This is a genomic window from Bacteroides xylanisolvens (assembly GCF_018289135.1).
Classification (GTDB): domain Bacteria; phylum Bacteroidota; class Bacteroidia; order Bacteroidales; family Bacteroidaceae; genus Bacteroides; species Bacteroides xylanisolvens.
Map to the genome: position 1 here is coordinate 66,409 of NZ_CP072216.1, position 20,197 is coordinate 86,605.

Sequence of the window (20,197 nt, forward strand, 5' to 3'; positions counted from 1 at the left end):
TGATTGGTTTATGATAAGTTATGTTTGAAATAAAAGTATCTAAAGAAATAAAAGACGCATGCCCGGTTTTTGCCGGAGCCGCCGTGTATGCTGCAGTGAAAAATACAGCTTACAGCGAAGGGCTTTGGCAGGAGATCGACGCTTTTACTAGGCAACTGACTTCCACAACACAGATGGAAGACATCAAACATCAACCCGTTATCTTTGCTACCCGTGAGGCTTATAAACGTTGTGGCAAAGACCCCGGACGTTACCGCCCGTCAGCCGAAGCTCTACGCCGCCGCCTGATGCGTGGAATTCCTTTATATCAGATTGATACGTTGGTAGACCTTATCAACCTTGTGTCTCTTCGCACAGGACATTCGATCGGTGGTTTTGACGCGGACAAAATACAAGGTACGCACCTTGAACTCGGTATCGGCAAAGCAGGAGAACCGTTTGAAGGTATCGGACGCGGTGTATTGAATATCGAAGGATTACCTGTATATCGCGATTCTTTCGGAGGAATCGGAACCCCGACAAGCGACCATGAACGTACGAAGATGGACCTCGGAACTACTCATATCCTAGCCATAGTCAATGGTTATAACGGAAAAGAAGGTTTGCAAGAAGCTGTTGAAATGATACAGACCTTATTAAGAAACTATACAGAATCGGATGGAGGCGAAATCGCATTCTTCGAATAATTAGAATGAGTGCTCTAAGAAAAAAGACATGAAAAACATACTTATCTTACTGACAGTTTTATTATTATTGCCACTGACTGCCGACGGGCAGGATAAATCCTCCTTCTCTGCCCGCGAAATGGCTGATGTACGGGTAGCTACTCCCGGATTATTTGCTAAAAGCAATCATATCTATCTGCATTTGGATTCTCTGAAAGACCACGAATATGCTTTTCCATTACCCGGAGGAAAAGTAATCTCTGCCTATGGAACTCGCGGAGGACATTCGGGAACAGACATTAAGACCTGTGCAAAAGATACGATTCGTGCTGCTTTTGATGGAGTGGTGCGTATGTCGAAACCCTATTATGCCTACGGAAATATCGTTGTAATCCGCCACGCTAACGGATTGGAAACGCTTTATAGCCACAATTTCAAGAATCTGGTTAAAACTGGTGATGTTGTAAAAGCCGGACAAGCTATCGGGCTGACAGGACGTACCGGTCGTGCCACTACCGAACATGTACACTTCGAAACCCGTATTAACGGGCAACATTTTAATCCGAATCTCATTTTTGACTTAAAAGAGAGAACATTGCGGAAAGAATGTATCAAGTGTACCAAGAACGGGAGTAAAATCGTTGTGAAGACTCAAATTCCTGACAATCGGATTGCTCAAAATAAAAAGTAAAGGGCTATCAGTAGTTGATGAATAGCCAGGGGATTATGACAAATTATGGCACAAATTTTATGCAGACCGGCTTGTCTACTTTAATATCCTGATGTACGTCTGTTAATAGTCCTGTATCTGCATCTCTTTCATAAACTTGTATCACATTGCTATCTCTGCAAGCAACCAACAAGTATTTCCCATTAGGCGTGATGATGAAATTGCGTGGATGAATCCCTGTCAGTTGGTAGCCTGCTTTCGCCAACATTCCGTTATCCGGGTGAATACTGAATATGGCAATACCATCTGCTTTCAAACGATTGCTGGCATACAGGAATTTTCCATCCGGGCTGATATGAATGTCAGCACTTCCTTGTGCGTTTACCGTATCGGCAGCGATTGTCTGGATCTCTTTTAAATCTCCGTCTTTATATTCAAAAGCGATTACTGTGCCCGATAACTCATTAATCAGATAGGCGTAATGACCGTTTGGCGAGAAAGTCAGATGGCGGGGACCCGAACCGGCTTTCACTTTAAAGGCAGCAGGCGATCCTTCTTTCAGAAATGCTTCCTTATTTTCTGCATTTGCAGCTGGGTTAATGATAAACTTATGTATTTGATCTGTACCCAAGTCATCGGCAAACAAGTATTTACCATCCGGAGTGATACGGACACAATGCAGATGCGGTTTCTCTTGTCGTTCCTTGTCTACTCCCGTACCTTTGAATTGTATAATATCGGAAGCGGGTAGGAGCGAGCCATCTTTTGCGATAGGGAAAACGGAGATGCTGCCGCCACTGTAGTTGGCGGTTATCACATTATTTCCACTGGCGATGATATAACAGGGATCTTCACCTCCCGTTTGCTGTGAATTTAATAGTTGCAAAGTACCTTTTTCTTTATTGAAGGCAAATGCATTGGCGGCAGCTTGTGTATTATTGAATTCACTGACTGCATAGACGAATTTTCCGTCGGCAGATGAAACAAGATAAGAAGGATTTTCAACTTCCGTTTCACTTAACGGAGTGGCAGTCCCATCTTCTTCGTTGAAGCGGTAGCTATATATCCCTTTACTGGTTCCTGATGTGTAAGTACCCACCAACATGGTTAGTTCGTTTTCCGTTGTATCGGTTGTTTCCATAGGAGTCTTTTTTTTAGAAGTACAGCCACTGATACTGATTCCGAATATGCAAACAGCGGCAAATGCTTTGAATATAGATGTTTTAGATAGATATGTCTTAATCATAAGTAGCTTATTATTGGTTGATTTTTCATGATGCTTTTTCACCTTAAATATAAAATAGCTCCGTAAAGATAGTGCTTTGATATAATATTTGCTAACGTCTTCTCGTAAATTAGAAAACATTTCCTATCTTTGCACTCTTGGAAAGCGTTCTAAACAATCGCTATTCTGTACGAATAAAAATTTGGGGTTGACTGGATTTGACAGCGGGCAGAAATGGTAGGTAAGCATGCAGTGGGTCGGTAATTTCCACTTAAATATCAGTTACCAAAATTTTATCTGGCGAAACTAATTACGCTCTTGCTGCTTAATCGAATCACAGTAGATTAGCTTAATCCAGGCACTAGGTGCCAGGACGAGACATCACTCGGAAGCTGTTGCTCCGAAGCATTCCGGTTCAGTGGTGCAGTTACATCGGGGATAGTCAAAGGCGGCCTCGCACTTTTGATGAAGCTTTAGAGGATAAGGCAGGAATTGATGGCTTTGGTTCTGTTCCTGCACGAAAATTTAGGCAAAGATAAGCATGTAGAAAGCTTATGATTTCCTCGTTTGGACGAGGGTTCGATTCCCTCCAGCTCCACAATAAATGCTGATTTTAAGTAATTTATGAGATTTGCACCCCGCTTTACATCCTAATAATGTAAAGCGGGGTGCTTTTGTTTTATTTAATATTTCTATTTTCTGTGATATTTATCTGTTCGTCAATGCTCGGGTCGAATCGGTCGTTGTATAGGTGGCAGACGGCTTAAATGTCAAGACTGTCCAAACGGGACTGATCGGATTACTTTTCGTCTTTCTTGTTATCGAGTAGCTGTGATAATTCTTCCTCCACTTCCTCGATACTTGGCAAGGCGGATTTCAGATTTTCGGGAATGGCTTTGCTTAGCTGGTAGTCGCTTACTCCTATGGGCTGTGCATAGCCCGTCAAGGCATATTGTGCTACTACTTCATCCTTGCCTTTGCAGAGCAACAATCCTATTGTCTTGTTGTCGTTTTCACCTCTCAACTGGTCGTCTACGATGTTAATGTAGAAATTCAATTGCCCTGCATATTCTGGCTTGAATGGAGTAGCCTTTAATTCTACGACTATATAGGCGTGGAGTTTTATGGAGTATAGGATAAGGTCTGCATAAAAATCGCTATCCCCGACTTGGAAATGTTTCTGTTTGGCTACAAAGGCGAAGCCGTTCCCCATTTCCAATAGATACCTTGTGACGTGTTCTACAAGCTGTTTTTCAATATCTCTTTCATCTGCCAGTTCTTTTGTACCTGCTACATCGAATATATACGGGTCTTTCAGCAAATAGTTGGCTAAGTCACTTTGAGGAGCGGGCAAGGTCTTTGTAAAGTTGTTGACTTTCTGTGTTTCTATCTGCCGTTTGAACAGATTAGTCTCAATCTGTATCTTTAATACGTTGCTGCTCCATCCGTTTTCAACGGACTGTTTCATGTACCAATATTTGTTTCCTAAGGGTAATGAGCTATCCAATAGTATCACATGACTGGTCCAGTTTATTTTTGAAATGGGGGAACAAACAAAATCCTTTTCAATATCATCAATGGATGTTTGCAGCATTGCGGAGATTGTCTTGTCTATCTTTTGAATTTGCGCAAGAGGCTCTTGCGTAAATTCTTTTGATTGAAATATATTTGTCTGAAATTGCGCAAGAGGTTCTTGCGTAATTGGTAAACAGTTCAGTTCATCAGTCAAGGATAGCATATTGGGGATTGTTGGCGTTCCCAATACCTTGTCACAAGAAAGCATTCTTTGTAATATCTCTAGTGGGTATGTTCGGGCAAACTGACACATATAGGTAAGGCTTCTCGCTGAATATCCTTTCTTTTCGGGATAGTGCATCTTGATAGCCTTTGAAATCTGACTTATGGCTTTTGGATAGCCTCTTTTTATTATGGAGTCATAAATGAAGCACTCCCACCTCGCGAACCATTTATTTTTATATCTGTGTCAGGTAATAATCTTTTGATACGTTCTATCCCTTCTTTAGTAATCTTTCCATATAAACTCAACGATCCGATTTTTATCTTTGATATTTCGTCCGGTATATTGATTGTATCGATAAATTGGATATCCAACCTTTTTATTTCTTTGAGCTCCAACAGTACAGCCGGAAATTCTTTTACTCTGATATTGATGCCGCTTCCCCAACCATCCTTTTGAGCATCAGCACTTAATTTACTTTTTAATCCCTCCTTATTAACGTCTTTCTTCCTGACCATCCAACCAATTTGCGGTCGCAGAGCAAAAGTCTTGCTGTTTTGCTCTAATCCAATGAAACCTGCCCAAAATTCTAATGGAGTTTCTTTGATAGCGTCGCCATATACTTCCTGATACTTTACATCTACCTTCACTATCTCATCAGGGAGACAATTTTTGCCTTCCAGCTGTTTCAGATTATTTCTTTTCCCTTCCTTATCATAAGGGAAAAACTTCACGATCCATCCATCAATAATGTTTGGGGCTCCGTATCGTTTCTGTGAATGATATTTAAACATGTTGCGCCAAAAGTCCTTATTGACTTCTCCTTTAGATGCTTTGACAAATTCTTCCAAAAGAGGTTCCAGTTCTGAAATCCACCAATCGAGTTTGTATTCTTTCAACCCTCTGGCTTTGTGCAGTAGTTTTTCCCAGTCCTCCGGTGTTCCTTCGAGAGTTATTTCAGGTATTCCACAGACAATGCGTATGATGATAAACTCAAAGTAAGGTTTTACAGCTTCCATGATTGTTATTTCGGAAGCAACTTTCTCTAAAGAGGTAGTCGTTGAAAAATTGCAGGTGAGCAGTTCGGTCAGATGCTTACCGGCGTATTGGGATATTTGTTCTGTAAATTGCGGAAAGATTTTCTCCCACGAAAGAGTAGGGTCTTCCAGCTTTTTGTCTTCTCTTACAATTAAGGATAGTTTGCCGGAGAAATCAACAAGTTCATTTCTCATAGATTCCTGATTGGCATTGATATGCCGTGCAAATCCCTGGCTGATTAATAGCCAAATCATGTCCGGAGACAATACGAATGGCCTGTGATCCGCATAAGCCTGATACATACCATTGAAAAAAGAATTAGGGCCAAAAGAAACGAGACTGTCGGGAGATTCGCTCTTTGCAATGATATGATAAGGAACCTTGATATTCTTCTCTTTTATCTCATAAGGCTCTATGTTCATATCTGATAATATAAGACTTTCGTAAATTTCATTCGGGGAGTGTATATGAAGTAATTCTTCAGGCTTTGAAAGCTTTTCGACCTTAAAAGTGATTCCATTTTGAGCGAATGTGGAAACACTGCAAAATATGAATAAGCAAAATAATGTGTTTTTCATAATCTTAAAGAGTTGTATGATGGCACAAACTTATTAACTACCTCTATATTTTGAATAGACGATATGCAAATATAATATTATAAGAACTGTCTTTGACGAGATATTGAATGTTTTTTTTGACTTATATCTATAAAAATCATAAGCATATTATTTCTTGAACCGATAAGCAGGATTTATTCGGGAATTTATAGTAAGTTTGCTCTGCTAATCCCAAACAATGACGCAGAGAAAGATTATACATATTGACATGGATGCCTTCTATGCCTCTGTAGAGCAGCGTGATAATCCAGAACTTCGTGGCAAGCCTTTAGCGGTAGGTCATGCAGAAGAGAGGGGAGTTGTGGCTGCTGCCAGCTATGAAGCCCGGCGTTACGGTGTCCGTTCCGCTATGGCTTCGCAAAAGGCGAAGCGACTTTGTCCCCAACTCATTTTTGTACCTGGCAGGATGGATGTTTATAAATCCGTTTCCCGTCAGATACATGAGATTTTCCACGAATATACGGATATCATCGAACCTCTGTCTCTGGATGAAGCTTTTCTGGATGTCACTGAAAATAAGAAAGATATTTCCCTGGCTGTGGATATAGCAAAGGAAATAAAGCAGAAGATTCGGGAGCAGCTCAACCTTGTTGCGTCTGCCGGAGTTTCTTATAACAAGTTTCTGGCTAAAATAGCTTCGGACTATCGCAAACCGGACGGCTTATGTACCATTCATCCGGAACAGGCCCTTGATTTTATCGCCCGTCTTCCTATCGAATCTTTTTGGGGAGTGGGTCCGGTGACTGCAAAGAAGATGCATTTACTTGGCATCCACAATGGACTTCAACTACGGAAATGCTCTCTTGAAATGCTGACAGCCCATTTCGGGAAAGCCGGCGCACTGTATTATGAGTGCTCACGAGGAATTGACGAACGCCCTGTCGAAGCAATTCGTATCCGTAAATCCATTGGCTGCGAACGTACATTGGAACGTGATATTTCAGCCCGTTCATCGGTCATTATCGAACTATACCATGTAGCAGTAGAGCTGATTGAACGTCTTCAGCGAAAAGACTTCAAAGGCAACACGCTTACTCTGAAAATCAAGTTTCATGATTTTAGCCAGATAACCCGAAGCCTTACTCAATCGCAGGAACTCACCACCTTAGACCGGGTACTCCCACTTGCAAAAGAATTGCTTAAAAGCGTCGAATTTGAGCAACATCCAATCCGGCTCATCGGTCTTTCCGTCTCCAATCCAAAAGAGGAAGCCGATGAACAACACGGTGTTTGGGAACAGTTGAGCTTTGAATTTAGCGATTGGGATTGAAGGCGAAGGGGAAGAAATAGAGGGATGAAGAGGAAAGAATAAGGGATGAAAAAGAAGAGAATCAAAGAATGAAAAAAAGAAAGAGGATAGAATATCCAAACAGATACTTTGTCTGAAGTAAAACAGATACTCTATTTGAAATAAAATAGAGCCTTTATTTGACCTAAACAGAGCCTCTGTTTGGAATAAATAGAACCTCTATTTTCTCCAAAGGAAGCCTCTGTTTTCTAAAACTGCATCTTTGTTTTTCCGAAATGAAAACCCGGTTTCCGTGTGACTTAATTTGTTTTTATAGTGACTTGATTTGTTTCTACAATGACTTAATTTGTTCTTATAATGACTTAAAAGCCTAAAATATAGCAATTAAGAGTACTATTTTTGAAGTATGTACTTTTTTGTCATCAGGTTCGTATGATTTACTCACCTCATTTTTTATCAGATACGTTATCTTTGCAATACTTAAATGAATGAAAATACCATGAATCGAATGAAACATTTATTTTGTGTTCTTTTACTAGCAGCTTTAGGAAGTTTTTCTTTCAAGGCAAACGCTTACACCGAACGCAATATGCTGCAAAAAGCGGCAGACGAAACTACGTTAAAAAACGTGTTGGTAATGAAACAAGCATGGGTGCCTTATCCTGCTTATACAGATCGTGCCGCCTGGGATTCTTTGATGGGCCCCAATAAGCAACGCCTCATCGAAGCCGGTGAAAAACTCCTCGACTATAAATGGCAACTGATACCTGCCACCGCTTATCTGGAATACGAACGTAGCGGTAACCGTAAAATAATGGAAGTTCCTTATGACGCCAACCGCCAAGCACTTAACGCCTTGATGCTCGCCGAACTGGCCGAAGGGAAAGGACGTTTTATCGACCAACTACTGAACGGAGCATATATGAGCTGTGAAATGAATTCATGGGTTCTATCCGCACACTTGCCCCGCCAGAGCAGCAAACGTTCACTTCCCGACTTCCGCGAACAGATTATCGACCTCGGTTCAGGCGGATACGGAGCTTTAATGGCCTGGGTACACTATTTCTTCCGTAAACCATTCGACAAAATCAATCCTGTGGTATCCTTGCAAATGCGTAAAGCAATTAAAGAACGTATTCTCGATCCGTATATGAACGACGACGAAATGTGGTGGATGGCTTTTAACTGGAAACCGGGAGAAATCATCAATAACTGGAATCCCTGGTGTAACTCCAATGCCCTGCAATGTTTCTTACTGATGGAGAACAATAAGGATAAGTTGGCGAAAGCTGTTTATCGCTCCATGCAGTCAGTCGATAAGTTTATCAACTTCGTGAAATCCGATGGTGCCTGTGAGGAGGGAACCTCTTACTGGGGACATGCCGCCGGAAAGCTCTATGACTATTTGCAGATACTCTCTGATGGCACAGGCGGTAAACTGTCTCTGTTCAATGAACCGATGATTCGCCGGATGGGAGAATATATGTCCCGCTCATACGTGGGCAATGGCTGGGTGGTGAATTTTGCTGATGCATCGGCACAAGGCGGGGGCGATCCTTTGTTAATCTATCGCTTCGGTAAAGCTGTAAACAGCGATGAAATGATGCATTTTGCCGCATACCTGTTGAAAGGAAGAAAACCGTATGCTACCATGGGCAACGACGCTTTTCGTTCGCTTCAATCTCTACTTTGCTGTAATGAGCTGGCAAAAGCAACTCCGAAACATGATATGCCGGATGTAACCTGGTATCCCGAGACGGAATTCTGCTATATGAAGAACAAAAACGGTATGTTTGTTGCCGCTAAAGGCGGATTTAATAACGAAAGCCATAACCACAACGATGTAGGAACCTTTTCTTTATATGTAAATACAATTCCTGTGATTATTGATGCCGGTGTAGGTACATATACCAAACAGACGTTCGGCAAGGACCGCTATACCATTTGGACGATGCAGAGCAACTATCATAACTTGCCGATGATTAACGGAGTACCGCAGAAATTCGGGCAGGAGTATAAAGCTACCAATACCGTTTGCAATGAGAAGAAACGGATGTTCTCTACGGATATAGCTACTGCTTATCCGGCAGAAGCGAAAGTGAAAAGCTGGGTTCGCTCTTATGCTCTTGATGATAAAAAACTTATTATTGGTGATATTTATACGTTGGATGAGGCTATTGTTCCTAATCAAATGAACTTTTTAACCTGGGGCAATGTGACTTTCCCTTCAGCCGGAAAAATCCGCATCGAAGTAAAGGGACAAAAGGTGGAAATGAACTATCCGTTGCAGTTTAAAGCCGAACTGGAAACAATTAAACTGGATGATTCGCGCCTGTCTAACGTATGGGGAAAAGAGATTTACCGCATCACACTAAAGACTGAAGAAAAGAAAGTGACTGGTAAATATGGATTTGTTATTCAACAAGTGAAGTAGGATGAAATAGATTTTTAAAGCTAGAAAAAATAAAGTATAAACAATTAAATCACAGTAAGATGAAAAAAGTATTATTTGCCGGGTTTTTGGTCCTTGCAGGAGTAAGCGTAAGTGCGCAGAACCTGATAAAAAACGAAAAATTCGCCACTGAAGTAAAGACTAAAGTGACTAATGCCAACAAAGCTACCGCAGGAGAGTGGTTTATCATGAATAATGAAGCTGACGGAGTAACTACTATTGCCTGGGAAGAAACAGGAGATGCCAAATATCCGAATGCAATGAAATTGGATAACTCCGGTGCCGAAAAGAATCTCTCTTGGTATAAAGCTTTCCTGGGACAACGTATTACCGATGGTTTGGACAAAGGTATCTATGTTCTTACTTTCTATGCAAAGGCTAAAGAAGCAGGAACTCCGGTCAGTGTATACATCAAACAGACCAATGAGGAAAAGAATGATAATAGTAAGTACAATACTACTTTCTTCATGCGTAGAGACTATGACGCGGATGCTCAACCAAATGCTTCGGGCGCACAGTACAATTTTAAAATTAAAGATGCCGGTAAATGGACTAAAGTAGTGGTTTATTATGATATGGGGCAAGTGGTAAATGCTATTAGCAGCAAGAAAGCAAATGCTAACTTGGAAGTGTCTGATACAGACGATGATGCTGCTATTCTGAAAGATTGTTATGTGGCTATTCTTTCCCAGAATAAAGGCGGCGTTGTAGAAATCAGCGACGTGACATTGAAAAAGAAATAAAGAGCAAAGGATTTAATATAGTAGGTTAACAAAAAAATAGGGCAGTGAAGTAGTGATACTTCGTTGCCCTATTTTTTTTGTTATATGAATATAATGGAGAGTTCCGAATAAATAAATGTATGAAACAGTCAATCTCCCTTCGGGACTGATTTCATGCGATTTATTGAATACCGAGTTTCTTCTTCAGTTCCTTAGGCAGAGAATCTTTGTGTACCATCACGCAGATTGTTTTAGCACGTACATAGCTTTCAGACATATTCAGATAACCTCCGGATTTGTTGCTTTCCGCTCCCCAGGAATTCTTGGTGATATAATATTTAGTACCATTCTGATCTTTTACAATGCCGGTGATGTGCATCAAGTGGTCGTCAGTTGTCACAAACTTCTCGTAACCATCCTGACGGATTTCCGGTGTTACGTTGATTTCCGGATAAGGATGCTCAAACTTGAACACTTCGTCCATTCGTTGATATTTTGGCATTTTCTCAAAACGGGCACGGTCGGTAGTCGAGTAATCTTTCACATCCTCCACTTGCGGATTGATGGCGATTCCGTTCTTGAAAGAGAAACCCTGTTCGCTTACGTCACCGTCCCAACATACGGTATATCCTTTGTTCAGTGCATAGTCGATAGCCTCGATCAGTTCGTCCAACGGAAGATTATACATTGGCTGGTTTTCCCAGTTGTCGGGAACTTCAGGTGAGAATGTCTCATAATAAGGCTTGTGAGTGAAACTAGTCAACTCAACGTAATCATCCATATTCAATCCCAGACTTTCTGTGAAAGATTGAGGAGTATATTCTTTTCCTTTATAAGTGAATTTTTCAGGAAGCTTGCCTAGATAAATATCAAACAGATTATTAATAAGCGCATCAAATTGCGGAGTGCGCTTTTTAGATTCAATATTTGCGTCTACCAATGCTTTGAGGTAGCGTGACAATGCACCGTGATTGTGGTCTTTGTTATCGCCTAGCAATCCGGTGTACACTTCTTCCGGAACGATTCCCGCTTTCTTATAAGCGTTTTTGAAAGTGTGTGCCAAACTTCCTTCACCGATACTTCCTTTACCACGACGGAGATAATTGTCCTCCATCTGATTCATGTACTTTTGGCGGACGATAAACATTTCCGAGAGATCATATTCTCCTTTTCCCATTCGGAGCAGTTCCGACTCCATGAAAGAAGCGGTGGCAAAGCACCAGCAGGTTCCTGTGGAACCCTGATCTTTAACAGGCGTTGCTTGGTGAGATACAATGGTTGTGAACTCATAACCAGGTGTTTGTGCAAAAGAGGTTACGACCAATAAGAGGAGCGCAACCGACATAAATAGCTTTTTCATAATGTGTTTTATTATCTTTCTTCTGCAAATGTATAAAAAAAGCGAAGATACTCGAAAGTTCCTCGCTCTATTTATTATAATTAGTGTGTTTATTTACATGGCAACCTGCTGTGACAGCAGTTTTTGAAGTTTACCGTTTAATGTTTGGCACATGGCACCATTTCCCATTGCTTGATAGCGTTTAATACGGTACTGTAACATCATAATTTTTTCATTTGCATTCTTTTTCATAATTTGTTTCCTCTTTTTTTGCCCTCCACGTTTTGAAGAGCGGTTTTACATCTTGTTTTCTCTAATAACACTGCAAAGATACAAATTGTTTTCGAATTATATGCTGTAAAACATAAAAATCTTCTTTTTCTTTTGAATTTTCTTTTTATAAGGGTTCGAACACGGTCTATATTACAAACCTGTTACAAAATTCCCGGATTTTCCCATCAATGACAATATTATTCTTATCTATCACATTTTTATGTACTTATCTAGGTATTCAGAAAATATTCTTCTATTTTTGTCAGTCAGCAACCTTATTAATAGAATAAACCAAACACTTATATGAAAACATTCACCCATCTTTTGTGCGTCCTGATTTTGTCGATTGTACTGTTTGCTTGTAACAATGCTCACTTCCTCAAAGAAGAATCCTACCGGAATCAAGTAGCTCAAGACTTTGAGCAGAAAAAACAGGCACTTCCTCATGGAGATTTATTTGCGATCTTTGGTGATTCCGCTCTGTCAGTGTACGAGCGCGAAGCATTGATGTTTCTCTACGCTTATATGCCGATAGGGGATGTGACGGACTATCCGGGAGATTATTACTTGGAGAATGTCCGGCTGTCGAAGCAGACACGTGACGAGATGCCTTGGGGCAAAGAGATTCCCGATGAAGTGTTCCGTCATTTTGTTCTGCCGATCCGGGTGAATAACGAGAATCTGGATGATTCCCGTCGTGTGTTTTATGGTGAACTAAAAGACAGGGTGAAGGGGCTGCCGATGAAAGACGCGATATTAGAGGTGAACCACTGGTGTCACGAGAAAGTGGTCTATCGTCCGAGTGATGCGCGCACCAGCTCACCATTGGCATCTGTCAAAACAGCGTATGGACGTTGTGGCGAAGAGTCTACATTTACGGTGGCTGCGCTCCGGGCAGTCGGTATTCCGGCACGGCAAGTGTATACGCCCCGCTGGGCGCATACGGATGATAACCATGCTTGGGTGGAAGCATGGGCGGATGGACATTGGTACTTCTTTGGAGCTTGTGAACCGGAACCGGTTTTGAACCTGGGATGGTTTAATTCCCCTGCCAGTCGGGGAATGTTGATGCATACCAAGGTTTTCGGACGTTACAACGGTCCGGAAGAGATTATGCTTGAGACGCCGAATTATACAGAAATCAATGTGATTGATAATTATGCCCCTACTGCCAAAGCTATCGTAACGGTGACGGATGCCGACGGTCAACCGGTAGCAGATGCCAAAGTCGAATTTAAGATATACAATTATGCGGAGTTTTATACAGTAGCCACGAAATATACAGATGCAGAGGGGAAAGCCAGCCTGACTGCCGGTAAAGGAGATATGTTGGTTTGGGCATCCCGCAACGGACAATTTGGTTATGCCAAAATCTCATTTGGAAAAGATGATGCATTGCAACTCTCTTTAAATAGGAAAGAAGGTGAAGCCTATTCCTTGCCAATGGATCTTGTACCTCCGGTGGAAGGAGCGAATATTCCCGAAGTCACTCCCGAACAACGGGCGGAAAATGATCGGCGGATGGCGCAGGAAGATTCAATCCGCAATGCGTATGTAGCAACAATGATGACGGAAAAACAGGCCAAAGAGTGGATAGATCAACTATATGGAAATACCTTACAACCGGAAAAGAAAGAAAAACTGGTAAACTTCCTGGTTGCTTCGCGAGGAAACCACCAAACCTTGAAAGACTTCCTTTCAGCTATCCGAAAAGAGAAAGACGCTGTTTCATGGGAAGAAATACGGGCTATATGGATATTAGAGAGTCTTTCGGCTAAAGATCTCCGCGATGTAACTCTGGATGTATTGAATGATCATCTGCTGACTAATATCTCGGATTGGGAGAAGATAGAGACTGATTTATTTAAAAGAATGTACCTCAATCCTCCTCGTATAGCTAATGAAATGTTGACTCCTTATAAAAAGGTACTTCGTGAAGCCATTGAAAAAACAGTGTACCAGTCTGTGCCCGATAGCATGAAACGTGATCCCAAAGTATTAATAGAATGGTGCAGAAAAGAGATTAAAATCAATAATGAACTGAATTCCCAACAGATTCCTATCTCTCCGATGGGAGTATGGAAAGCACGGGTGGCTGATGAAAAGTCGCGTGATATATTTTTTGTGGCAGCTTACCGGAGCATGGGATGGGCGTCCGCTGCCTGGATTGATGAAGTGACCGGAAAGGTGCAGATTCTAAATGAAGAATTTGCAAAGGAAGATGTCAACTTCGATACGGCAGAAGCTGCACAGTCTCGAAAGGGAGTGTTACAAGCGACTTACACGCCTATCCGTTCTGTGGAAGATCCTAAATATTATTCGCATTTCACTCTTTCCAAGTTTAAAAACGGCACATTCCAGTTGCTTAATTATGACGAAGGAGAGACGGATATGGGGGATGGAACTACCTGGCGTAATTTATTAAAATATGGGAGAGAGCTTGATGAAGGCTATTATATGATGGTGACCGGAACTCGGTTGGCAAGTGGCGCGGTGCTTTCCAACAGTACATTTTTTACTATAGAACCCGGTAAGACAACCACCGTTGACCTTGTGATGCGTGAAAGCAAAGATCAGGTGCAAGTGATCGGCAATTTTAATTCGGAAGCGACCTATCGTCCGGTTGACAGCACTGAACAGCGGAGTATCCTGCAAACCTGTGGACGTGGCTATTTTGTAGTAGCTGTGCTTGGAGTAGGGCAGGAACCTACCAATCATGCGCTAAGAGATATAGCCGCTTTGGGCAATGACTTCGAACAATGGGGGCGTAAGATGGTCTTTCTTTTCCCTTCGGAAGAACAATACAAGAAATTTAATGCCGACGAATTTAAAGGACTTCCGTCTACCATCACCTACGGTATTGATGTCGATGACAGCATCCGCAAAGAAATAGTGCAGGCTATGAATTTGAACAATTCTATTCTGCCGGTATTTATTATTGCAGATACATTTAATAGGGTAGTTTTTGTTTCTCAAGGATATACAATCGGTTTGGGTGAGCAATTGATGAAAGTTGTACATGGGTTATAGAAAAGAGGAGGTATACAATAATCGTTAATTCTTGCCCTTAATGCGTTTTTTCGGAAAAGAATGATTATCATTTCTTATTATATAGTGGAGATAAACAGTCACCTATATTCTTTTGTGTAAAGTTTCGATCGTCTCTTTCACTCTTCGCACGGAAGTCACATTCCGTTCGTATTCATTGATGTGTACCGTACCTCCCATGGAGATGGCTTCATTTTTGAATATCATTTCGCTCTGAATACTTTCACGTGCCGAGAAATGAAACTCGTTGATTCCGGTTTCTGCGGCAATGCGTGCGATATTATTTTCATTTACTCCGCATCCGGCGAGTAATGTGATTCTTCCGGCAGCCTGTTTCTGTAACTCTTTTAAAAGGGGGATTCCCTGTTCAGCCGTAGGTTGCTGGCCGGAAGTCAGAATACGGTTACATCCCAGTTTGATGATCTGTTCCAATGCTCTCTGCGGGTTACGGCATACATCAAATGCCCGGTGAAAAGTCACAGATAGCCCTTGAGCAGCTTCCATTAGTTTCTGCATTGCTGGCAAGTCTACTTCACCCTCTGCTGTCAGGCAACCGAATACCACTCCGTCTGCCCCTAATTTCCGTGCAATTTCAATATCTTTCAGCATTGTCCGGATTTCGATATCCGAATACAGAAAATCTCCTCCACGAGGCCGGATAATAACGTGCAGGCGGGTATGAGTCAGTACTTCCCTTGCGATGGCGATCTCACCATAGGAGGGCGTTGTTCCACCTTCCGGTATTCCGGCACACAGTTCCACACGGTCTGCACCACCTTTCTGTGCGGCCAGGCAACTTTCCACTGAATTGGTACAAATCTCAAATTGATACTTTCCCATAGTCGTGTATTAAAAAAGGGCGAATTTCTTCGCCCTTATATGAATCTTCTTTTGAATCGTTACGTTATTTAGCGAAACTTACCGCACGTGTTTCACGGATGACGGTAATCTTCACTTGTCCCGGGTAAGTCATTTCATCCTGGATCTTCTTGGCGATTTCACCTGACAGGCTTTCTGTCTGCTTGTCGTCAATCTTATCTGCACCAACGATAACGCGGAGTTCGCGTCCTGCCTGGATAGCATACGTCTTTGTTACACCCGGATAAGCCATTGCTAGCTGTTCGAGATCGTTCAGACGCTTGATATAAGCCTCTACGATTTCGCGGCGTGCCCCCGGACGTGCACCGGAGATGGCATCACATACTTGTACGATAGGAGCCAGCAGACTGGTCATTTCTGTTTCGTCATGGTGAGCACCGATAGCGTTGCAGATATCCGGTTTTTCTTTGTATTTCTCGGCAAGTTTCATACCCAGCAATGCGTGTGGCAATTCTGGTTCTTCATCAGGCACTTTACCAATATCATGCAGCAAACCTGCACGTTTTGCTTTCTTCGGGTTCAGTCCCAGTTCTGATGCCATCACAGCACAAAGATTGGCTGTTTCGCGTGCATGCTGCAACAAGTTCTGACCGTATGAAGAACGATATTTCATCTTACCGATGATACGGATCAATTCAGGATGCAGACCGTGGATACCCAAGTCGATGGTCGTACGTTTACCCGTTTCGATAATTTCTTCTTCCACCTGTTTGCGTACTTTAGCTACCACCTCTTCGATACGGGCCGGATGGATACGTCCGTCAGTCACAAGCTGATGCAGGGCCAAACGGGCAATTTCACGGCGAACCGGGTCGAAGGCAGAAAGAACGATTGCTTCCGGAGTATCGTCTACAACGATTTCAACACCGGTAGCAGCTTCCAGAGCACGGATATTACGTCCTTCACGTCCGATAATACGTCCCTTGATTTCATCCGATTCGATATGGAATACTGTAACAGAGTTTTCAATGGCAGTTTCCGTAGCCACCCGTTGGATAGACTGGATAACGATACGTTTGGCTTCTTTGCTGGCAGTTAATTTAGCATCATCCATAATGTCGTTGATGAATGATTGTGCCTGCGTTTTAGCTTCTTCTTTCAGTGATTCTACCAGGCGTTCTTTGGCCTCTTCGGCAGACAATCCGGAGATTGCTTCCAGTTTATCGATTTCCTGCTGTTGCAGTTTATCGAGTTCTTCTTTTTTCTTGTCAACAATCACAAGTTGCGCTTCCAGATTCTCTTTTACCGCTTCGGCTTCCATCTTTTTACGTTGGATTTCTTCCTGACGCTGGCTAAGTACCATTTCACGTTGCTTCAACTTGTTTTCCGCTTGCTGAATCTTCTGATTCCGCAATGCTACCTCCTTTTCAAGGTCTGCTTTCTTATTCAGGAATTTCTCCTTCACTTCCAGCAGCTTGTTTTTCTTAATTACTTCCGCTTCCGTCTCCGCTTCTTTCAGGACATTATCGTATTTGGATTTCAGTACATACCGGAATAGTATATATGAAAGGACTCCTCCTACGATGAAGCAAGCAATTGCTGTTGCTATTATTGCTATCATTCTACATTTAATTTAAGTATATAAATAAAAACGCACCGCCAAATATCAAAGCAATTATTTTTGCTTGGATATTGTGCAGTGCGTGGTTGTTTTATCTCTTATCAGCGAATAGCCAGTCGGGATTTATTCTTCCTTAAAATAATCCTCCAGCAATTCTGTCAGTTCTTTTACCTTCTCCACATAGGGGCTGGTATCATTACGTTGCATCAATTGCAGTCTCTCTAACGAGAACTGATAGGCTACCATGGCAATAATTTTTTCGGGTTCCAGATTTTTATAGACTTCCCGATACTTATTAAGCCTGATATTTACCTGCTTGGCGGCTTCCCGTACCATTTGTTCTTCCTCGCGGTTGATGGTTAACGGGTAGTTTGAGTCTGCTATCTGCAGGTTTATCTTTATTTTATCGTTCATACATCTTCTTCTTATTCATTCAACAAAGCGATGCATTTATCGACTTCACGCACTAATTTTGACAATCGCAGCTTCGTCTCTTTTACGTCGCTGCCGTTAAGGCTGATTGCCGTAGCTGTTTTTAGGTTTGTATAGCTGACTTCCAATTCATCGTATTGAGCTTGTACCTTCTCGTTTTTCAGCTTTTCATTTTCGAGAAGCTTCTTCAACTCGGCATTTTCACGCTTAAGTTCATCGTGCAAATAAATCAAATGCCGTAGTTGCGTTTCAAAGGAATTCAATAACTTTTTTTCTTCTTCTGTCATCACTACACCAAAATTGTACACAAAAATACGATTAACTCTGATATTACAAAAACTTTTCGGGAGAAAATGTTCTTTTTAGCCTAAATTAGCTATGAACGGAGGGGAAAGTAGAGTATTGCATAGGAAGCAAATACAGCCTGCTTATAATATTATGGTATATTTTAAATTAATGCGAATTAGTAATTGAAAATGAATTGTCATTCATTTTTGTACGATTCTGAATCATTACAAAATCGATTAAATTTTTCTACTGGGTATTTATTTTCAATCTTTCTATTTCTTCTTTCACCTTTTCTCTGTCTCTTCGATGAATAAGGAGTTTGCGGGTGAAGAGTAACAATTTCACCATCTCTTCACCTGTAGCGAGTAGTTTCAAAAATAGTTTCAAGGCTTGAAACAATCTGTTTCACACCGAGAAACACTTCGTTTCGCTACTTGAAACAAAGTGTTTTCCGCCTTGAAACTTTTAGTTTCAAACAAGGTTGAAACTAATTACGAAATAGCTTTACTAATTTTACTCAATGGTGGAATCTGGAGGCTGCAATTTGATTTGATTCACGATGAAGAGCAGGTGAAGGGGCGGCTATTCACCTACAAACTGCTTGTTTATCGGCCATACAGAAGAAAAGTGAAGGAGCTGGAAGAATTGGACGTATTATAGAGAAAGAGCATTGAATGATTCAAAACTATATAAATCTGAATTCTTCTTTTTTGTTGGTATCGTAAAAGATTACTATTCAGCAAACTTTTGTAACTTCGGTATGTTTTTCAGGAAAGTATTAAGATATAATATCTGGTAGATAAGTCATTAATATACCTCCAAACGTGGCGTCGATGCACGCATTTTGATTTCCGCATCCAACACGATTGAATGATTGGGAGATGCCGGATCTTTGATTTTCTCTAAAATAAGTTCGGCAGCTTTTTTCCCCATCTGGTACAAAGGCGGTTCTACTGTAGTCAATTTGGGATAGACTATGTTGGAAAGTTCAGTTCCTGAAAAACTGGCTACGGCGATTTCTTCGGGTATTTTTTTTCCAAGTTCCCTCAATCTGTTCATAGCTCCAATAGCCAATGTTTCCGTAAAAGCGAAAATAGCATTGAAAGGAATATTTCTTTCCACTAATATATCCGCTGCTTTTTTCCCTTCTTCAAAAGTCATACCGGTTTTTATCAGCATATTATTCTTATCAAAAGGAATCCCGAATTTAGCCAAAGCGTCTTTGTATCCTCTGACACGTTCTATGGAGTTGTAAATATCGTCCGGTCCCTGTATATGAACAATCTGTTTGCGTCCGCTTCGGATCAGACTTTCTACGAGAAAGAATGACTTCATATAATCGTCCACTATTACTTGCGGAACTTCAAGTCCATAGGGAATACGATCATAGAACACCATAGGCATTCCCGCTTGCTGTAAACGAGCATATTCCTCCTTATTCCTTTTATAACTGCAAAGACAGATGATGATGCCATCCACCATGAATCCTTCCATCAGTTGCAGGTTCTCTTTTTCTTTTTCCGGATCTCCTCCCGACTCTGCAATAATCACCTTTATATTTTTGGTGTGAAGCACTTCTTGTATGCCGTTTATTACTCGTGAAGCAAACGGCGTAACCATTTCAGGAACGATCACCCCCACGGTATTGGTATGTCCGTATTTAAGGTTGATTGCTACAGGGTTTGGTCTATATCCCAATCTTTTAGCTGCTTCTATCACCTTTTCTTTCGTTTCTTTACGGATATTCTTGTCATCTCCCAATGCACGAGATACAGTGGAGACGGATATTGACAAATGTCGAGCGATGTCTTTTATGGTTATATACTTCATGCTGAATGATTGTTTAAATCAAAGCAAAGATATTGATTTCAAACAATAAATCCTAATATTGGAGTAAAATACGAATCCCATTTGCCTTTGTGTAATGCTTTTGTAACGTTTGCAGATTTTGGGAACGTTCCCGCAATCGTTTGCAGGCAAAAGAGTTAGGAAAAAACTTTT

General features: G+C 41.5%; 17 protein-coding genes and 1 other RNA gene. 8 read left to right on the top strand and 10 right to left on the bottom strand.

What is annotated here, in order from left to right; translation table 11 throughout:
* Positions 1-20 precede the first annotated feature (20 nt).
* Positions 21-686 carry a B3/B4 domain-containing protein gene (locus tag INE92_RS00260; protein WP_151921418.1) on the top strand — a complete coding sequence of 222 codons (666 nt, stop codon included), beginning with the start codon at positions 21-23 and terminating at the stop codon, positions 684-686.
* Positions 687-714: 28 nt separating this feature from the next.
* Positions 715-1,356: a M23 family metallopeptidase gene (locus INE92_RS00265; protein WP_151921419.1), complete on the top strand. Its 642-nt coding sequence runs from the start codon at positions 715-717 to the stop codon at positions 1,354-1,356.
* Positions 1,357-1,399: 43 nt separating this feature from the next.
* Here INE92_RS00265 and INE92_RS00270 read toward each other — a convergent pair whose 3' ends face one another.
* Complete coding sequence (locus INE92_RS00270) at positions 1,400-2,581, bottom strand: lactonase family protein (RefSeq protein ID WP_008645307.1); 1,182 nt, start codon at positions 2,579-2,581, stop codon at positions 1,400-1,402.
* Positions 2,582-2,764: 183 nt separating this feature from the next.
* On the opposite strand from INE92_RS00270, the gene ssrA reads away from it, so the two are divergent.
* Positions 2,765-3,161, top strand: a transfer-messenger RNA (tmRNA) gene (gene ssrA, locus INE92_RS00275).
* 198 nt (positions 3,162-3,359) lie between these two features.
* Here the strand turns inward: ssrA and INE92_RS00280 are convergent.
* Positions 3,360-4,502, bottom strand: coding sequence for a PDDEXK nuclease domain-containing protein (locus tag INE92_RS00280; RefSeq protein WP_162864659.1), 1,143 nt, complete (start codon positions 4,500-4,502; stop codon positions 3,360-3,362).
* Complete coding sequence (locus tag INE92_RS00285; RefSeq protein WP_008645305.1) at positions 4,487-5,914, bottom strand: DUF4419 domain-containing protein; 1,428 nt, start codon at positions 5,912-5,914, stop codon at positions 4,487-4,489. The genes INE92_RS00280 and INE92_RS00285 overlap by 16 nt, the downstream gene beginning before the upstream one ends.
* A 217-nt stretch (positions 5,915-6,131) precedes the next feature.
* Between INE92_RS00285 and dinB the strand changes: the two genes are divergently transcribed.
* The 3 genes from dinB to INE92_RS00300 all read left to right on the top strand — a co-directional run bounded on the left by dinB (position 6,132) and on the right by INE92_RS00300 (position 10,397).
* Positions 6,132-7,223, top strand: a complete 1,092-nt coding sequence (dinB, locus tag INE92_RS00290) for a DNA polymerase IV (RefSeq protein ID WP_004301910.1) — start codon at positions 6,132-6,134, stop codon at positions 7,221-7,223.
* A 478-nt stretch (positions 7,224-7,701) separates the two neighbouring features.
* A complete protein-coding gene (locus INE92_RS00295) occupies positions 7,702-9,636 on the top strand; it encodes a heparinase II/III domain-containing protein (protein WP_195436284.1) in 1,935 nt (644 codons plus the stop codon).
* Positions 9,637-9,695: 59 nt separating this feature from the next.
* A complete protein-coding gene (locus tag INE92_RS00300; protein ID WP_118218814.1) occupies positions 9,696-10,397 on the top strand; it encodes a DUF4627 domain-containing protein in 702 nt (233 codons plus the stop codon).
* Positions 10,398-10,557: 160 nt separating this feature from the next.
* Here the strand turns inward: INE92_RS00300 and INE92_RS00305 are convergent, their stop codons facing one another.
* On the bottom strand, positions 10,558-11,736 hold the full coding sequence (locus INE92_RS00305) for a C1 family peptidase (protein ID WP_195436283.1): 1,179 nt from the start codon (positions 11,734-11,736) through the stop codon (positions 10,558-10,560).
* A 93-nt stretch (positions 11,737-11,829) separates the two neighbouring features.
* On the bottom strand, positions 11,830-11,967 hold the full coding sequence (locus tag INE92_RS00310; protein WP_004301914.1) for a hypothetical protein: 138 nt from the start codon (positions 11,965-11,967) through the stop codon (positions 11,830-11,832).
* A gap of 324 nt (positions 11,968-12,291) precedes the next feature.
* On the opposite strand from INE92_RS00310, the gene INE92_RS00315 reads away from it, so the two are divergent.
* Positions 12,292-15,018, top strand: coding sequence for a transglutaminase domain-containing protein (locus INE92_RS00315; RefSeq protein ID WP_195436282.1), 2,727 nt, complete (start codon positions 12,292-12,294; stop codon positions 15,016-15,018).
* A gap of 102 nt (positions 15,019-15,120) precedes the next feature.
* On the opposite strand, the gene INE92_RS00320 is transcribed toward INE92_RS00315, so the two are convergent.
* From INE92_RS00320 to INE92_RS00335, 4 genes are all read right to left on the bottom strand, one after another.
* Positions 15,121-15,876 (bottom strand): copper homeostasis protein CutC, encoded by a 756-nt coding sequence (locus INE92_RS00320; protein WP_004313413.1) that lies wholly within the window; start codon positions 15,874-15,876, stop codon positions 15,121-15,123.
* A 64-nt stretch (positions 15,877-15,940) separates the two neighbouring features.
* Entirely contained in the window at positions 15,941-17,476 is a 1,536-nt protein-coding gene (gene rny, locus INE92_RS00325; RefSeq protein ID WP_004313412.1) for a ribonuclease Y, read from the bottom strand.
* A gap of 123 nt (positions 17,477-17,599) precedes the next feature.
* A complete protein-coding gene (locus tag INE92_RS00330) occupies positions 17,600-17,890 on the bottom strand; it encodes a cell division protein ZapA (RefSeq protein ID WP_004304741.1) in 291 nt (96 codons plus the stop codon).
* Between the two features lie 11 nt (positions 17,891-17,901).
* Positions 17,902-18,216, bottom strand: coding sequence for a hypothetical protein (locus tag INE92_RS00335; RefSeq protein ID WP_004304743.1), 315 nt, complete (start codon positions 18,214-18,216; stop codon positions 17,902-17,904).
* Positions 18,217-18,652: 436 nt separating this feature from the next.
* Here INE92_RS00335 and INE92_RS00340 point away from each other — a divergent pair, with 436 nt between their 5' ends.
* Positions 18,653-18,856 (top strand): hypothetical protein, encoded by a 204-nt coding sequence (locus tag INE92_RS00340; RefSeq protein WP_032811806.1) that lies wholly within the window; start codon positions 18,653-18,655, stop codon positions 18,854-18,856.
* 147 nt (positions 18,857-19,003) lie between these two features.
* On the opposite strand, the gene INE92_RS00345 is transcribed toward INE92_RS00340, so the two are convergent.
* On the bottom strand, positions 19,004-20,026 hold the full coding sequence (locus INE92_RS00345; protein ID WP_004313409.1) for a LacI family DNA-binding transcriptional regulator: 1,023 nt from the start codon (positions 20,024-20,026) through the stop codon (positions 19,004-19,006).
* Between the last annotated feature and the right edge of the window lie 171 nt (positions 20,027-20,197).

Coding starts and splice junctions, on each gene's coding strand:
- INE92_RS00260 (WP_151921418.1), top strand. CDS start 21: ATGTTTGAAATAAAAGTATCTAAAGAAATAAAAGACGCATGCCCGGTT.
- INE92_RS00265 (WP_151921419.1), top strand. CDS start 715: ATGAAAAACATACTTATCTTACTGACAGTTTTATTATTATTGCCACTG.
- INE92_RS00270 (WP_008645307.1), bottom strand. CDS start 2,581: ATGATTAAGACATATCTATCTAAAACATCTATATTCAAAGCATTTGCC.
- INE92_RS00285 (WP_008645305.1), bottom strand. CDS start 5,914: ATGAAAAACACATTATTTTGCTTATTCATATTTTGCAGTGTTTCCACA.
- dinB (WP_004301910.1), top strand. CDS start 6,132: ATGACGCAGAGAAAGATTATACATATTGACATGGATGCCTTCTATGCC.
- INE92_RS00295 (WP_195436284.1), top strand. CDS start 7,702: ATGAATCGAATGAAACATTTATTTTGTGTTCTTTTACTAGCAGCTTTA.
- INE92_RS00300 (WP_118218814.1), top strand. CDS start 9,696: ATGAAAAAAGTATTATTTGCCGGGTTTTTGGTCCTTGCAGGAGTAAGC.
- INE92_RS00305 (WP_195436283.1), bottom strand. CDS start 11,736: ATGAAAAAGCTATTTATGTCGGTTGCGCTCCTCTTATTGGTCGTAACC.
- INE92_RS00310 (WP_004301914.1), bottom strand. CDS start 11,967: ATGAAAAAGAATGCAAATGAAAAAATTATGATGTTACAGTACCGTATT.
- INE92_RS00315 (WP_195436282.1), top strand. CDS start 12,292: ATGAAAACATTCACCCATCTTTTGTGCGTCCTGATTTTGTCGATTGTA.
- INE92_RS00320 (WP_004313413.1), bottom strand. CDS start 15,876: ATGGGAAAGTATCAATTTGAGATTTGTACCAATTCAGTGGAAAGTTGC.
- rny (WP_004313412.1), bottom strand. CDS start 17,476: ATGATAGCAATAATAGCAACAGCAATTGCTTGCTTCATCGTAGGAGGA.
- INE92_RS00330 (WP_004304741.1), bottom strand. CDS start 17,890: ATGAACGATAAAATAAAGATAAACCTGCAGATAGCAGACTCAAACTAC.
- INE92_RS00345 (WP_004313409.1), bottom strand. CDS start 20,026: ATGAAGTATATAACCATAAAAGACATCGCTCGACATTTGTCAATATCC.